Here is a 14,823-nt window from a genome sequence, read left to right as displayed (position 1 = left end):
ACATCGATTGCAACCGGGGCATAGCTGTGCTGCGCCGCACGGTCTATGACCGCGAGATCCTGCTGCTGGCCGTGCCAGCGTTCGGCGCGCTGATTGCCGAGCCGCTCTATGTGATCACCGACACGGCCATCGTGGGCAGGCTTGGCACACCCGAGCTGGCAGGGCTAGCCATTGCATCGGCCATTTTGCTCAGCGCCCATGCCGCGCTGATCTTCTTGGCCTACGGCACGACGGGGCTGGTCGGTCGGCTGGTCGGCGCCGGCTCGCCGCAGCGGGCAGCCGAGCAGGGAATCGCTGGCATGTGGCTGTCGGTCGGCTTCGGCATCGCCGTCAGCCTGGCCATGTGGGCGGGATCCGACTGGCTCGTGGGTCTGTTCGATCCAACGCCCGAGGTCGCCGAGCTGGCGCTCACCTACCTGCGGATCAGCCTGATCGGCTTCACTGCGCTGCTCGCCGCCATGGCCGCCACCGGTTACCTGCGAGGCGCACAGGACACGGTCACGCCGCTCATCGTTGCCGTGGCGTCTGCTCTCGCGAATCTGCTGATCGAGCTCGTGCTGGTATTCGAGCTCGACATGGGAATCGCCGGCTCGGCCTGGTCGACGGTTGTTGCGCAGTGGGGCGCGGCGATCGTGTTCGTTGTAGCGATCCACCGCCGGACACGGGCCGCAGGCGCTTCGTTGCGGCTGGTCGCGGCCGCCGCACGCCGCTATGCCCGTGTTGGCCTGCAGATGTTCGTGCGCACGAGCGCGCTCCGGGGCTCGTTCGTGCTGGCGGCAGTATTCGCCTCGCGCATCGGCACCACGGAGATCGCCTCCCACCAGATCGGTGCGGAGATCTGGTCGCTGCTCGCCCTCGCCCTCGATGCGGTCGCGATTGCGGGTCAAGCCATGGTGGCCAAGGAGCTTGGCGCCAGTCGGCCCGAGGTGGCACGCGCCGCCAGCGTGCGGATGATCGGCATGAGCCTCCAGCTCAGCTTCATCTTCGGGGCAGCACTCGTATTGCTGCGCACGCCGCTCGCGGGAATCTTCAGCACCGATCCCGAAGTGGTCTCCCTGGGCGGTTTCGTGCTGCTGTTCGTGGCTGCCATGCAGCCGGTCAATGCCGCCGCCTTCGCCTTTGACGGCATCTTCATCGGCGCCGGCGACTTGGGCTTCTTGGCACGGGCAATGGCTGGCGCCGCGGCGGGATTCACGATTGTCGGGGGGACTGTGCGCGTGCTGGACCTGGGACTCGGCTGGCTGTGGGCCGCGCTGGTCCTGTTCATGTGCCTGCGCGTTGCGCCCCAGTGGATTCGCTTCCGAGGCAACGCCTGGCTCCGCACCGGCGACGCCTGAGCGCCGCGCCCGCTACTTCCAAAGGCACACCGTAAAGCGATGCTCTTCTTCGATGAGATCTGGCTCGGTTCCGTTGTGCTGCAGCATTGCCGGAAGCACTCTGTTGCGTATGCCCATGCCACGGGCATCGACATAGCGGTAGTCACGCATGAAGTTGACGAGCACTTGGTTTCGTGCGTACCGCGCACCCGACCTCATGCCGTCGACAGTCACCGTGTTGGGCAGCCGCCCTGGGCTTTGGACTTCCAAGCGGTTGCTGAAGATGCTGAGCAACACATCGGTGCCCGTGATGCTGTAGTCGCGATGGACCAACGCATTGACGAGTACTTCGCGTAGCGCTTCTTCCGGATAGTCCCATCGCTCTACGCTCTGAGGGCCGTCGAGTACAGCCGACACCTCAATATTTCTGCGCACAAAATCCCACGCTCGGTCAACGACGCCCGATTCAAAGAGCGCGCCATCGTCGCCGCGCAGGGGCACGAGAGGTCCCCTGATCGTCTCGTCAGCGCGCACCGCATAGTCCGGCTCGAGACCGTGGTGGCAGACGGCCCGGATGCCGGAGTGAGGGAGGAAGCGGCCGACGTTGAGACCGAAGAGCAGCATGCCGTCCACCGTCGCAAGCGTTTGCCCGTTTGACTCGGTTGCCAATTCGAGGTTGCACAGCAGTCGTGCCCACTGCTCAGAGCCCGGCATGGGCGCGTCGCTGTCACCCAGCACACGAGTCAAGTAGTCGCGCAACCGCCGTGAATCCAGATCGCTCAGAGAAGTCCCCGGTACCGGCTTGAGGCCATAGCGCAGTCCGCCTGACTGCTGGTACAGCCGTTGTTCCTCCTCGCGGGTGGCATCGCGCGTCGTCGTGCCGACACGAACCTTGGAGACCCAGTGCGATCCCTGCTTGACCTTGTACGGCTTGTCGGGTGCATTGGCTGGCACGGTCACTATGCCCACGACGACGCCTTCTTCGGGCTTGGCGACTTCCCACGCCGGAATTACTGGGGGCTGCAGGTGGTCGCGAGCCACTTGCATCAACCACTCCTCAGCCTTCTCGGGCGGGCGCGACAGTCCCGAGATCGAGCCGTCATCTTCTACGCCGAGCAGCACATGTCCACCATCGAGATTGAGCAAACCTGCCAATCGTGACGCCAGCCTGTCTGGCGGCACATCGTCGCGCTTGAACTCGACACGAGAGTTCTCCCCGCCAGCAATCAGTTGGAGTAGGTCGGTTCGATTCACCGGTCGCCTTCAGAAGCCGTACTTGCGGCGTCGCCGCTCGAACGCGTCCTTGCCGCCTTCCAGGATCTCCTCGACTAGCGACCGTACCGAAGGCGTGTCAATGGACCCCATGTGCTCGGGCCTGATGAACGCCTGACCCGTTGCATCTTCAAGTTCAGCATCACCCTTCGCATCGAGTCCCACAATGAGCTCAGCGTCGCCGAGGACGGGAATGTTTGCGTTATGGGTCGAAAAAACGAATTGGCGCCGCTGCTTGTTCTCCCGCATCTTGGAGACGATTACCTCGCTGATAAATCGATTGTCCAAATCGTCTTCAGGCTGGTCGATGATCAGCGGCGCATCAGAATCGAGCAGCAGCAACAACAGCACCGCTGTGGCCTTCTGGCCCTTGGAAAGCTGATCGAGCGACTGCCATGACTCGATTTTCTGATCCCCAGATGTGTTTAAGAATAGGCGTGTCGTCGGCGCAAGCTCCAGTTCTTCAATCTTCAGGAAGGTGCTCTCGCCGGCACCTGCCAGATTCTCAGCTTGGCCAGGTGTGAACCCGTAGTGTTTCGCCAATTCGGCCGCCCCTCCCCGACAATGTGACACGAAACCAGGCAACGACAAGTCGTCCTCCGCTTCCAGTTGTCTGATCGACTCGGTCAAACGGCCGCCCACCTCGTCCCTCAGCAACTCCGCTAGTGGTGACCGGTCTCCGGCCGCCATGACCTCGACCTTGACGTATCCGCGGAGCTTCTCGTTCACTTCTTTCGCAGCGCGAGACAGATCGCGAAATTGTCCGGCTTTGAGGTTTTCCCACTCATCGAGCAGATTGCGCCTTCGCTGATGGGCCTCCGTACGAAGCCGCATGAGCCCGGACCGTCGTTCCTCCAAGGGACGCAGATTCTCGATGCTGCGACGCAATCGGATGAATTCCTCACCATCGACGGCCGACTTCTGCAACTCGCGAAGAATCGCCTCGTACCGCTCATCGATTCCTGACTTGTGTTCGGACCATTCAGAAGCGACTACAGCGATGCGTTCGTCGGCTTGCTTCAAGGCGTCTTCGATGCGCTGCGCGGCGGACTCGAGCGCGTCGCTCAACTCCTGAAACACCGCGTTCGTCCTGTCGAGGATGGGTCCGCCCGGCAGACCGGCCAACGCGCGCGCTGACAGGAATGTCCGATCCAGAGGGAGTTCTTGGCGGAGCATCGTCAAGGCATCGCGCAATGACTGAAGGCGCTCCGGAATGGAATCGACGATGCGGGATTCTCGGACCAGCAAGCTCTGTTCACCAAGACGTTCTTCGAGTCCGGCCTCCTGAAATCGTTCCAACGTCTCTTCGAGATGGGGTAGCTCAGCAAGTCGCTCATCGATCGATGCAAGATCGGTATCAGTGTTGAGGAGTGACTGTCGGGAGGTCTGCAAATCGCGAAGGATCTTTGCTCTGCGCGTATCCAGGTCAATATCGGCACGCACGAACCGGCGCAGAAGACCAGTCAGCTTGGAGGCACTACGCGTGAGCTCAGAAATCTCATGCTGACCGAAGACTTCAACGCTGGGCAGCACATCACGAGGCCGCAGGTGGGAGACTTGACCTTCAGCGTCGCGAACAATCGGCGGATTCGGGACCGTTCGCTCGATGCGATAGTGACGCTCGGCAGGATGCAATGATCGCAACAGGAGCGACACCTTTGTGCCGCTGCGAAGCACGTGACGAACAATGTCTTGGTGCGCACTGCGCGCTAGGTCGCCGGCTGGTTCGAGATCCAGCACGTACCTAATGCTCTCGACGACAGTGGACTTGCCTGCACCGCGGCCGCCGATGAAGACATTTAGATTCGGATTGAAATGGATGGCTCCGCCGTCCAGAAAGCCTCCTATCCAGGTCAGCGCCACCAGTTCAGAGTGTTCTTCAGGAGTGTCGTCCGAGTTGAGGCGGATACGTGAATCGGGATCCAGGAAGGCCTGTCGTAATCCCTCAACGCTAGGCCGGCCTGCGAACTTGATCAGGGTGGTCGCTCTCTCGTCATCCAGATCGTCCGAACCGGCGACATCTTTCGCATTAACGACGGCTATCGCCTGACGCTGACCAGCCTTGTAGCCGCGTGCGTACTCAGGCACTTCGTTCCTGATGATCGAACGCTCTCCTTCGTCAAGATCGTCGATCGACGCGGGAATCTGAATTGCCAGCAGCTTTTCGTTCTTCCAAGCCCGCGCCCGCGCGCTTTTCTGAAGCGCCTGGAACAGTCCCTTGGCGCCGGTGGCGTGTGCCGCAATCGCGATCCCGCCCTGGCTGGACACTGTCGACAGGATTCTCGCAAAGTCGCTGCCGCAAGGCTCTCGTGACGGCTCGGGCTTCAGGATGCCCAATTTGCCGAGGTAGCGTTCAAGCTGCGCGGTATCGGTATCGGTGTCGTATATGCACAGGACATGGATTCCGTCTGTTGATTCCACCTCAAAGCCTGGCAGGACCGTTATGTCGGTGCCCTGCGCGGCTGCTCGAAATGAATCCACATCTCGAACGCTGTTGTGGTCCGTCACTGCGAACACGGAGATCTGAAGTTCGCTAGCCCGATTCACGAGTTCCGCCGCGAAGCTCTCCGGGTTGCCATCGATTGGCGAGCCCCGATAGCTTTCGCCATAGTGGTGCGGGTTCACCTGCAAGGCACAGCGAACGAAACCGGCTCCAGAAGGCAGCTCGACCGCTGCGGCAACCACATCGCTCTCGCTGACGGCCATGTACGTCCTCAAGTTGCTAGGAGTTGATCGGCGGAACCTCGCGCGAGGATACGACGCGTACGTGTCTCTGCTCCTCCATTAGCGGGCGATCAGGCCTCGCGGCGCTGCGCGAGGAGCCGGTTGACGGCCTTGCCGTCAGCTTGGCCGCGGGTGGCCTTCATCACTGCACCCACGAAGACCCCGGCCACCTTGGACTCGCCAGCGCAGAACTTCTCCCAGGCCTCAGGGTTCTCGGCGATGGCCTGGTCCACCAGGGCCTCGAGTTCTCCGGAGTCCATGGCTTCGAAGCCCAACCCTGCTGCAATCGCGCCCGGTTCGGCACCGGCGCCAGGCGCCCGTTCGCACATGATCCCGAGCACGGTCTTCGCCTGCGTGGCCGTGAGCTGGCCCGACGTTTCCATTGCGACAAGCGACGTCAGCTGCGTGACGTCGAGCAGCTCGGCCCCCTCGAGCGCCAGGTTCTGCACGGCGTGCGTGACGGTGCGGGCCGCATCAGCGCCGGCCTCGACTGCTCCCAGCACCAGCGGGGCCATGCCGCGGCTCACGATGACCTCCGCGTCGTCGGGGTCGGCACCCAGTGCACCGAGGCGCTCGCGCTGAGCGGCAGGCAGTGCTGGCATCGCAGAGCGCACCCGCTCGATCCAGTCGGGCTCGGGCGCGAGCGGCACCAAGTCGGGCTCGGGGAAGTAGCGGTAGTCGTCGGCCTCTTCCTTGGACCTCAGCGAGTGGGTGCGACCGTCGGTGGACCAGTGCCGGGTCTCCTGAATCGGCAACTCGCCCGCTTCATAGAGCCCGATGTGCCGCCGGGCCTCGTGGTCGATGGCGCTGCGCAGCGACCGCAGCGAGTTGAGGTTCTTGACCTCGCAGCGAGTGCGCAGTTCGCCCGAGCCGGCGGGCCGCACGCTGATATTTGCGTCGACGCGCAGAGAGCCTTCCTCAAGCCGAGCGTCGGACGCGCCGAGCGCCAGCAGGATCGCCCGCAGTTCGGTGACATAGGCGCTGGCCTCGGCGGCCGATCCGATGTCAGGTCGTGAGACGATCTCCAGCAGCGGTGTGCCCGCCCGGTTGTAGTCCACGAGCGCGCCGACCGCCCCGTGGATGCGGCCATCTGCACTCCCCAAGTGCGTCGTCTTGCCAGCGTCTTCTTCCAGATGCGCCCGCTCGATGCCCACCCGGTTCCCGCCGGGCACATCCAGCCAGCCATCCGAGCAGATTGGCTGGTCGTACTGGCTGACCTGGTAGTCCTTCGGCATGTCGGGGTAGAAGTAGTTCTTGCGGTGGAACACCGATGGCCGTATCTCGCAGTTGAGCGCGAGACCCACCGCCATGGCCAGTTCGACGGCGCGGCGGTTCAGCACGGGCAGTGAGCCGGGCAGGCCTAAGCAGACCGGCGTGACGTTGGTGTTCGGCTCGTCGCCGAAACGGCTGGGCGCCGCGGAGAACAGCTTCGTATCGGTCGCCAGCTCGACATGGACCTCGAGCCCGACGACGATCTCCCAGTCTGTCGGCGTCGCCCGTGCGGCGTCCTGATCAGCGGCCGGCATCACGTGCCCCTCGAGGGGGTGCCTGCGGTCAACTGCGGTGCTGGCAGCTGCGGCGCAGCGCGCTCGAGTGCTGCAGCCACCGTCAGCATCGTTTCCTCGCCCAAGGCCGGTGCCATCACCTGCACGCCCACCGGCAGATCCTCGGCGCCTGTTCCGAACGGCACCGACATGGCCGGGTCGCCTGAAAGATTGGACGGGATAGTGCAGGTGTCGCAGCGGTACATCGTCATTGGGTCGGAGCGTTCGCCGAAGCGAAACGCCACGCACGGCGAGGTGGGCGAGAGCAGCACGTCGAAGTTGGCGTAGGCAGCGTCGAAATCTCGCCTCGTGAGCATGCGGACTCGCTGAGCCTTGCCGTAGTAGGCGTCGTAGTAACCGGCGCTGAGGGCGAAGGTCCCCAGCATGATGCGTGCCTTGACCTCGTCGCCGAAGCCGGCCCGGCGGGTCAGGCGGTTCATCTCGGAGACGTCAGCGCCATCGATGCGCAGCCCGTAGCGGGTTCCGTCGTAACGCGCCAAGTTGCTTGAGGCCTCCGCAGGCGCAATGAGGTAGTACGCGGTGAGGCCGTACGTGACCGCAGGCACCGAGACCCGGCCCACGGTCGCACCAGCGGCCGCAAGCGCATCGGCAGCCTCGATCACCCGATCAGTGACGTCCGCGTCGATCCCGTCCAGCGCGCCGCCCGCACTGCCACCAGTCCCGGTCAGCTCGCTGACAACGCCCACCCTCAAACCTTCGACACCCCGGCTCAGCGCGGCGGCGTAGTCGGGCACCGCAATGGGGATGGATGTGCTGTCGGCTGGATCATGGCCGCTGATGACCCCGAGAGCGAGCGCCGCATCGGCGACGTCGGTTGCGAACGGGCCGATCTGGTCAAACGAGCTGGCGAAGGCAACGAGCCCGTAACGGCTCACCCGGCCATAGGTCGGCTTGATGCCCACGATGCCGCACAGCGAAGCGGGTTGCCGGATGGAGCCGCCGGTATCAGACCCGAGCGCCAGCGGCGCGAAACCAGCGGCAACAGCGGCAGCCGAGCCCCCGCTGGAGCCGCCTGGCACCCGGCTCAAGTCGAAGGGGTTGCGTGTGGGGCCGAATGCCGAGTTCTCGGTGGAACTGCCCATCGCGAACTCGTCCAGATTGGTCTTGCCGACCATCACCGCACCGGCGGCCGTCATCGCCTGCACTACCGTGGCGTCGTAGGGAGGCGACCACGTCTCGAGCATTCGCGATGAGCACGTGGTCGCCACGCCGCGAGTGCACAAGTTGTCCTTGAGAGCGACGGGGACGCCTGCCAGAGGACCCGGGTCGCGACCTGTGTCCACGGCGGCGTCCACTGCCGCTGCGGTCGCACGGGCGTGGTCGGCGGTCACCGTGTTGAACGCGTGAACGTCGCCGTCGTGGGCCTCGATTCGGCTGAGGAATGCCTCCAGCACATCGGTTGCGCGGCGGTTGCCCGTGCGTACGTCCTGCGCGATGGCGTTGGCTGTGCTCATCGGAGGCTCGCCTTGTGGGTCATGACCGGCTCAGGACTCCCCGCCGAGCACCGGCGGCACTTCGAACTGTCCGTCCGATGCGGCGGGCGCCTGGTTCAGCACCTCGTCCCGGTCCACTGACGGACCGGCGATGTCGTCACGAAAGACATTGCGGAGGGGGTAGGGGTGCGCCAGCGGCGGCACCTCCGCGAGGTCAAGATCTTCCAGCTCGCGGGCGTGGTCCAGGACGCGCCCAAGGTGGCCCGTGTAGTGCTCGATCTCGGCCGGAGTGAGCTCGATACGCGCGAGCCGCGCCACATGCGCCACCTGGTCCGTGCTGATCGCGGGCGTCGCTTCTCCCATCGCAGGCCGCAGGGTACCGGTGCCTCGGCAACGAGTAATCGGCCACGAATGAGTGACTGATCAACGGTGGTTCAGCGATGGATCAGCGGGGATCAGCGATGGATCAGCGGGGAATTCGTCGGCTGGCGGCTTCGGACAGCATTTCGCCTGGGCGGGTTGGGCTGAACAGAACCCGGGACACCGCCATCACCTGTGCCGTGCCTGTCGTGCGCGGCACCACTTCGACTTGGCCGTCCAAGGTGACGAGCAGCACCGGGCCGAGTGCGTTGCCGCTGATGTCCGCCAGGTCGTCCGCCCCAAGATCGATATCGGCAGGAGCGGGACCGAGCGACGCGATATCGGCTCGGCGCAGCAGGAACGGCTCGCGCGTCGCCATGCGATCGTGCAGGACGAATCCGTTGGGAACGAACACGACCCAGCGACGGGCAAGTTGATGCAGCGATCGGAAGCCCAGCGTCGCCGCGGTGAATCCTGTGACCGTGGCAACGGCAGCCCAGATCCACTGCTCGATGGCCCACAGCACCAACGGCGCCGTTGTCCCGGCGACAACAGCCACCCACACGATCGGGATGGGAGCGACTGCCAGCAGGAACGGTGTGCGCAGCAGCATCCGTCGCTCATTGCCGTAGCTGAGACCGTCCACGAAGGAATTGCCTGTCTCGGGAAGCAGCGCTATCGCCGTCGTGACGACCGCCCCGACGATGGCCGTCGCCGCACGCTGCGCTGGAAGGTTGGCGTCCCATGCCACAGCGGCCACGACCGAACCGATCGCCACGCCGATTGCTGCCGGCGTCGCGATGCGAACGATGGTGAGGGCCCATGGCCGGCGCACGAGTGTCGCCGTCAGCACGAGTGCCCATGCAGCCCACAGTTCGGCGCTCAGGATTCGCGCCGACGTTTGGGAGCAAGCACCGAGCGCGTCCGCTGCTGCTGCGCCCGCGCTCCAGGGCATCGTCAACCACAGCAGCCGCAGCAACCACAGGGTCGGGTGCGCGCGAAGCGTTGCTCCCACGGCTGAAGTCTCGCCGCTGGACGTCGCGAACACCCCCATCTGAGTGTCACACGGCACCGCTTAGTTCCCACAACTGGGCGCTCGGGCGATGCCCTGCCGGCTGTATCCCAGCCCGAGGAGACCGGAGATAGAGCGTTCAGTCGAACTCAGAGTGACCCGATCTTCGGCGTTGCCCGTGGCTCTAGTTCTCGATCTCGGTCCATACTTCGGCGCATCGAGAAAGCGGTCGACAGCGAAGCTTCGGCAGCGACGCTTCCCATGCACCCCATCCGGTGTGCAGCTTGGCCGCCGAGATGTCGGGCACGGTTGCCGCTGCGCTACGCAGTGCGGCGAGTGGGCCATCAGCCGATGACGCTGGCGATGGTGTCGATCTGGGGGCGCTGAGCTATCGGGATCTGAAGGACCGGGTGGTGGATCTGACCGGGGAACGCGCCCGTGTCGAGGGGGAGTATCTGGCTGCTTTGGGTGAGCTGGCGTCACGTGTGGGTGCGCAGGCCGCGGCGCATCAGTTGCGGGAGCTGACCCGGATGAACTCAGCTCAGGCACGCTCGGAGTCCCGGCTGGCCCAAAGCCTCGTCGAGCACGACATGGCTGCCTCGCTGGAACCGCTCAAGTCCGGTGAGATCCAGACGTCTCATGCCAAGGTGATCGCCCGCGAAGCTCCCAAGAAGCACCGGCGCAGCGAAGAAGAGTTCTTGGAGCTGTGCCGCGTCTATTCCTCCGACACGGTCGCCCGTCACCCACTGGCCTATGCGAGTTTGGAGGTGTACGCCGATCTCGAAGCCGAGGCCAACGCGGCGGGGCTGGGCCCTATCGACGCGGAGCTTGCGTTGCAGCGCCATGAGCGCAGCGGGTCGATGCGTCTCGGCAGCGACGGCATGTGGCATCTGTTCGCCAAGCTGGACTTCATCTCCGGTCGCCAGGTCAGCGCCGCGATCCAAGCCGCCGTGCGGTCACAGCGCCGCCGCAGAGCCGATGACGACACCGGCAGCGACAGCGGCGCCGACGGCGCAGAGCCGACGCGGGCTCAGCTCACCGCCGATGCGATCAGCGAACTCATCGCCGGCACCGCCAACATGCGGCGGGCCAACACGAGCCTGATGATCATTGCGGATTACGACACGGTGAACGACCGGCTCGCCAACCCTCGCCTCGACGACGGCACCCCTTTGTCAGCACAACAGCTCGCTGAGCACACCGTGGACGCCAAGGTGCTCCCGGCGGTGTTCAGCGCCGACTGGTCCGAACTGGCCCTGGGGCGCAGCCGCAATGCCAGCGACGCCCAGCGGCTGGTGCTCGCTGTCCGCGACGGGGGCTGCATCGGCTGTGAGTTCACCAGCGAGCACACCCAATCCCACCACATCGAGTACTTCGAGAACGGCGGCCTCACCGACATCGGAAACCTGGCGTCGATGTGCGAACCGTGCCACAAAGACCTCCACCAGCACGAACGGCAGATCGACACCCCACCCGACGGCCGCCCCCGACTGATGCCGCCCGAGCACGACAACTCCGGCCCGCCCGCCAGAGCACCAGCCACAGCCCGCAGCCCATAGCCACATCCCGGGTCGACATAGGCCCGGCGACTGCTACCTCCTGCACCTCATAGCCACGCCCCGGGCCATCACGGACGGCGCCATGGCCGTGACACCCCCTAGCTACTCTCGGCGGTGCGATGGATGTCACTGCCAGCGAACCCGAGAACCCGTCCGCTGACGCCGAGCTACGGCGCATAGCGCATCTACGTCAACTCATCAGCCGCTACGACGTGGAGTATCACCGGGACGACTCGCCGTCTGTGCCCGATGCGGAATACGACATCTTGAAACGCGAGCTGTTCGAACTCGAAGCACGTCATCCCGATGCTGCCGATCCGAAATCACCCACTGCGCAGGTGGGGGCCGAGATCTCACCGCAGTTCACCGAAGTGACCCACGCCAGGCCGATGATGTCGCTCGCCAATGCGATGGACTTCGACGAGCTGAGGGCGTGGCACGGCCGGGTGATGCGCGGTCTGGCGGCGGTCCAACCGACGCTGTTCGATGTCGAAACCGACATCGGCAATGGGGAGGTCACCACCGCTGAAGTGCCCGAACCGGAGCTGATTTGCGAGCTGAAGTTCGATGGACTGGCTGTCTCGCTCCGCTACGAGCACGGCCGCCTCACCCAAGCAGCCACGCGCGGCGACGGCCGCGTCGGCGAAGACGTCACGGCGAATGTCGTCACCATCGCAGCAGTTCCGCGAGAGCTGAGCACTGCAGCAGAGGCGCCCGTGGTCATCGAGGTGCGCGGCGAGATCTACCTTCCGCTTGACAGATTCCGCGAATTGAACGAAGCGCAGGCCCGGGCGCGCGATGCCCTCATGGAAGCAGCGGCCAGTGCCAAACGGCAGCTTGCCGATGCCGATGCCGATGCCGACATTCCAGCGAGGGAGCATCGGAAGCTCGAGATGCTGGCAAAGCTCACGAACGTAGACGCGCAGCGCCGTCATCCGGATTATGCAAATGCTCGCAACACTGCCGCCGGCAGCCTGCGCCAGAAGGATCCATCGATTGTCGCAACGCGAGGCCTGTCGTTCTGGAGCTACGACCTCGGCGAGATGGTTGGCGGTCCCGAGTTGGCGGGCGCCGGCGAGGTCTTCGCCTACCTGAGCCAGCTCGGATTGCCGGTGAATCCCGAGATTCGCACGTTCAGCTCGCTCGACGAGGTCGAGAGCTTCTGCAGCCAGTGGCAGCGCGATCGCCACCGCCCCGAATACGAGATCGACGGCGTCGTGGTGAAGGTGGCCGACCTTGAGCTTCGCTCACAGCTCGGTTCCACCAGCCGTGCGCCGCGTTGGGCTGTCGCGTACAAGTTCCCGCCCGAAGAACGCACGACCAAGCTGAACCAGATCATGGTCTCGATCGGGCGGACGGGCCGCGCGACGCCGTTCGCTCAGATGGAGCCCGTGTTCGTCGGCGGCTCCACCGTGACTCTGGCCACGCTGCACAACGAAGACCAGGTGGCCGCCAAAGACGTCCGCCCTGGCGACACCGTCATCGTCCGTAAGGCCGGCGACGTGATCCCCGAAGTCGTCGGCCCGGTGCTCGCCGAGCGTCCCGGAGGCCTGGCGGAGTGGACGTTTCCCACCGCCTGTCCCGTCTGCACCCAACCGCTGGTCCGGGAAGAGGGCGACGCCAACACCTACTGCGTGAACCGATCATGCCGGGAAAGGGTGATTCAGGGCATCGGGCATTTCGTGAGCCGGGGCGCGCTCGACATCGAAGGCCTGGGGGAACGGACAGTTCGCCAGCTGCACGAGGCAGGTCTCATCGCCGACGCAGCCGACCTATTCCGACTCCATTTTCGAGATGTGACCGGAGACGAGCAACTGCTGCGTGCGGGCGCCGCAGAAGGCTGCGTCCTCTTGGCGTTGCGACCTGTCGCGATTCACGGCCTCGACAAGTTCGCCGAGAAATCCGCCGCCAGCCTCATCGCCGAGATAAACGAGGCGCGCCGAACTCCGCTCGCCAGGTTGCTCATCGGTCTCGGTGTCGAGCATCTGGGTCCGACTGCCTCCGAGCTGCTCGCCATACGCTTCGGCTCACTCGATCCGATTATGGATGCCACTGCGGAGCAGCTCGCGGAAATCGACGGCATCGGACCGATCATTGCCTCCAGCGTCACAGGCTTCTTCGCCGACGACGCCAACCGGGCACTCGTGGAAGAGCTGCGCCGCATGGGTGTCAGTTTCGATGTCGTCGTCGGCTTCGGCGCCGAAGTCGACGTGCCCCAAGTGCTCTCCGGCTGTTCGGTTGTCGTCAGCGGCAATCTCGACGCATGGTCTATTGGGCGTGAAGACGCGAAGCGTGCCATTGTTCAGCGCGGCGGCAAGTCCACCGCATCGGTGAACAAGAGCACCTACGCGCTCGTCGCAGGCGACCGAGCGGGCCAGGCCAAGCTGGATCGTGCGGCTGAACTCGGTGTCCCGATTCTCGACGAAGAAGGGCTGAGCACGCTGCTTGAATCGGGCGAAATCACCTCTCCGTAGCGGACACAAGGCTACGTAAATCGCATCGTCTAGATAGGTTCGTTGGCCAGCAGGCAATGAAAGTCATCTTCGTCGATGATCTGAATCCGGTGCCCTGATTGTTGGAGCTCGAATGCCATTCTGTGGTTGGTGCTCATGCCGGACGGACCAACCTGTGCCAAGTTGATGGAACCTACGACCAAGTAGTCCGTCTTGCCACTTACCCTCTTGGCCGGATTGCCACCGACACCAAGAATCGCATCGAACGCATCTGTTCGCGGCATGGACGCGAGGGTGCCGGTCAAGGCGACGTTCTTGCCGTGTAGCCGTCCATCTGGATCAATCACTGTGTCTGCTGCGAACCGGCGCCGCTCAGGCCGGCTTGCCTCAGAGGACTTGGCGTTCGAGAACGGGAGGTAATCGATGATGTCGAAGTTCCCAAGTCTGTAACCGTGAAGATCCAGAAGGTCTCTGTGGCTCAACGCTGCGAAATGAGACAGTGCAACCCACAACTTTCCGGCTGCCTCCGCAACCGACATCGGATCGTGGTGCACCAGCGGGATGTCAAATTCGTCGGCGAGCACGTCAAGTCTCCACGCGCCCACCTCTGGCATGTGCGACGCCGAGAGCCGATAGGTGCACGCGAAAGCGAATCCACCGGGTTGGTACTCGTGGTGTTCTGAGCTTCTCCGAAGTACGGACATATCGAACGCCGTATTGTGCGCGACGACGAGTGAGCCTTGGGTGAACGCCTCTATATCTCTCCAGACTTCCGGAAATGTCGGAGACGATCGCGTATTACTCGGCCTGATCCCGTGAATTGAGATATTGAAAGGGTCGTACTCGTTGCCGGGGGGCTGAATCAACGAGACGTAGCTGTCGGAGACTGCTCCCTTCTCGAACATGACTGCTGCGACAGCGCAGGCCGAATTCCGCGCACTTGTCGCGGTCTCGAAGTCGAGCGCTACGAACGAATCGCTGAATCGAGAATTCCACGGTGGATGATTCATCGCACTCACGTTTCCATGCAATGTGGCTTGGATCGGGCGACTCTAGCGCCACGATTCAGGCGGTTGAGCATGTGTGGAGTTTGATCTGGCCCGGGCACTCTTGCTTGTGCTGGACGAGT

Annotated in this window: 10 protein-coding genes; 3 read left to right on the top strand and 7 right to left on the bottom strand. The window is 64.1% G+C overall.

Annotation, left to right across the window (positions count from 1 at the left end; all coding sequences use genetic code 11):
- Positions 1-26: 26 nt before the first annotated feature.
- Entirely contained in the window at positions 27-1,337 is a 1,311-nt protein-coding gene (locus ACPXYO_RS10890) for an MATE family efflux transporter (protein ID WP_423920161.1), read from the top strand.
- A gap of 12 nt (positions 1,338-1,349) precedes the next feature.
- Here ACPXYO_RS10890 and ACPXYO_RS10885 read toward each other — a convergent pair whose 3' ends face one another.
- The 6 genes from ACPXYO_RS10885 to ACPXYO_RS10860 all read right to left on the bottom strand — a co-directional run bounded on the left by ACPXYO_RS10885 (position 1,350) and on the right by ACPXYO_RS10860 (position 9,685).
- A complete protein-coding gene (locus ACPXYO_RS10885; RefSeq protein WP_423920158.1) occupies positions 1,350-2,570 on the bottom strand; it encodes an ATP-binding protein in 1,221 nt (406 codons plus the stop codon).
- A gap of 9 nt (positions 2,571-2,579) precedes the next feature.
- Positions 2,580-5,294, bottom strand: coding sequence for a TrlF family AAA-like ATPase (locus ACPXYO_RS10880; RefSeq protein ID WP_423920156.1), 2,715 nt, complete (start codon positions 5,292-5,294; stop codon positions 2,580-2,582).
- Positions 5,295-5,383: 89 nt separating this feature from the next.
- The gene (gatB, locus tag ACPXYO_RS10875; protein WP_423920153.1) at positions 5,384-6,838 is read right to left on the bottom strand and encodes an Asp-tRNA(Asn)/Glu-tRNA(Gln) amidotransferase subunit GatB; all 1,455 of its coding nucleotides are present in this window, start codon (positions 6,836-6,838) and stop codon (positions 5,384-5,386) included.
- The gene (gene gatA, locus ACPXYO_RS10870; protein ID WP_423920150.1) at positions 6,838-8,331 is read right to left on the bottom strand and encodes an Asp-tRNA(Asn)/Glu-tRNA(Gln) amidotransferase subunit GatA; all 1,494 of its coding nucleotides are present in this window, start codon (positions 8,329-8,331) and stop codon (positions 6,838-6,840) included. Before gatA ends, gatB begins: the two co-directional genes overlap by 1 nt.
- A gap of 30 nt (positions 8,332-8,361) precedes the next feature.
- Entirely contained in the window at positions 8,362-8,673 is a 312-nt protein-coding gene (gatC, locus tag ACPXYO_RS10865) for an Asp-tRNA(Asn)/Glu-tRNA(Gln) amidotransferase subunit GatC (protein WP_423920147.1), read from the bottom strand.
- 103 nt (positions 8,674-8,776) lie between these two features.
- Positions 8,777-9,685, bottom strand: a complete 909-nt coding sequence (locus ACPXYO_RS10860; protein ID WP_423920144.1) for a hypothetical protein — start codon at positions 9,683-9,685, stop codon at positions 8,777-8,779.
- Between the two features lie 272 nt (positions 9,686-9,957).
- Between ACPXYO_RS10860 and ACPXYO_RS10855 the strand changes: the two genes are divergently transcribed.
- Entirely contained in the window at positions 9,958-11,241 is a 1,284-nt protein-coding gene (locus tag ACPXYO_RS10855) for an HNH endonuclease signature motif containing protein (RefSeq protein ID WP_423920142.1), read from the top strand.
- Positions 11,242-11,360: 119 nt separating this feature from the next.
- A complete protein-coding gene (ligA, locus tag ACPXYO_RS10850) occupies positions 11,361-13,715 on the top strand; it encodes an NAD-dependent DNA ligase LigA (RefSeq protein ID WP_423920139.1) in 2,355 nt (784 codons plus the stop codon).
- A gap of 29 nt (positions 13,716-13,744) precedes the next feature.
- Here ligA and ACPXYO_RS10845 read toward each other — a convergent pair whose 3' ends face one another.
- Complete coding sequence (locus tag ACPXYO_RS10845) at positions 13,745-14,704, bottom strand: exonuclease domain-containing protein (protein ID WP_423920137.1); 960 nt, start codon at positions 14,702-14,704, stop codon at positions 13,745-13,747.
- Between the last annotated feature and the right edge of the window lie 119 nt (positions 14,705-14,823).

The sequence above is a fragment of the Candidatus Poriferisodalis sp. genome, from assembly GCF_965237655.1.
Lineage (GTDB): Bacteria > Actinomycetota > Acidimicrobiia > Acidimicrobiales > Poriferisodalaceae > Poriferisodalis.
This window is presented reverse-complemented; position numbering and strand designations above follow the sequence as displayed.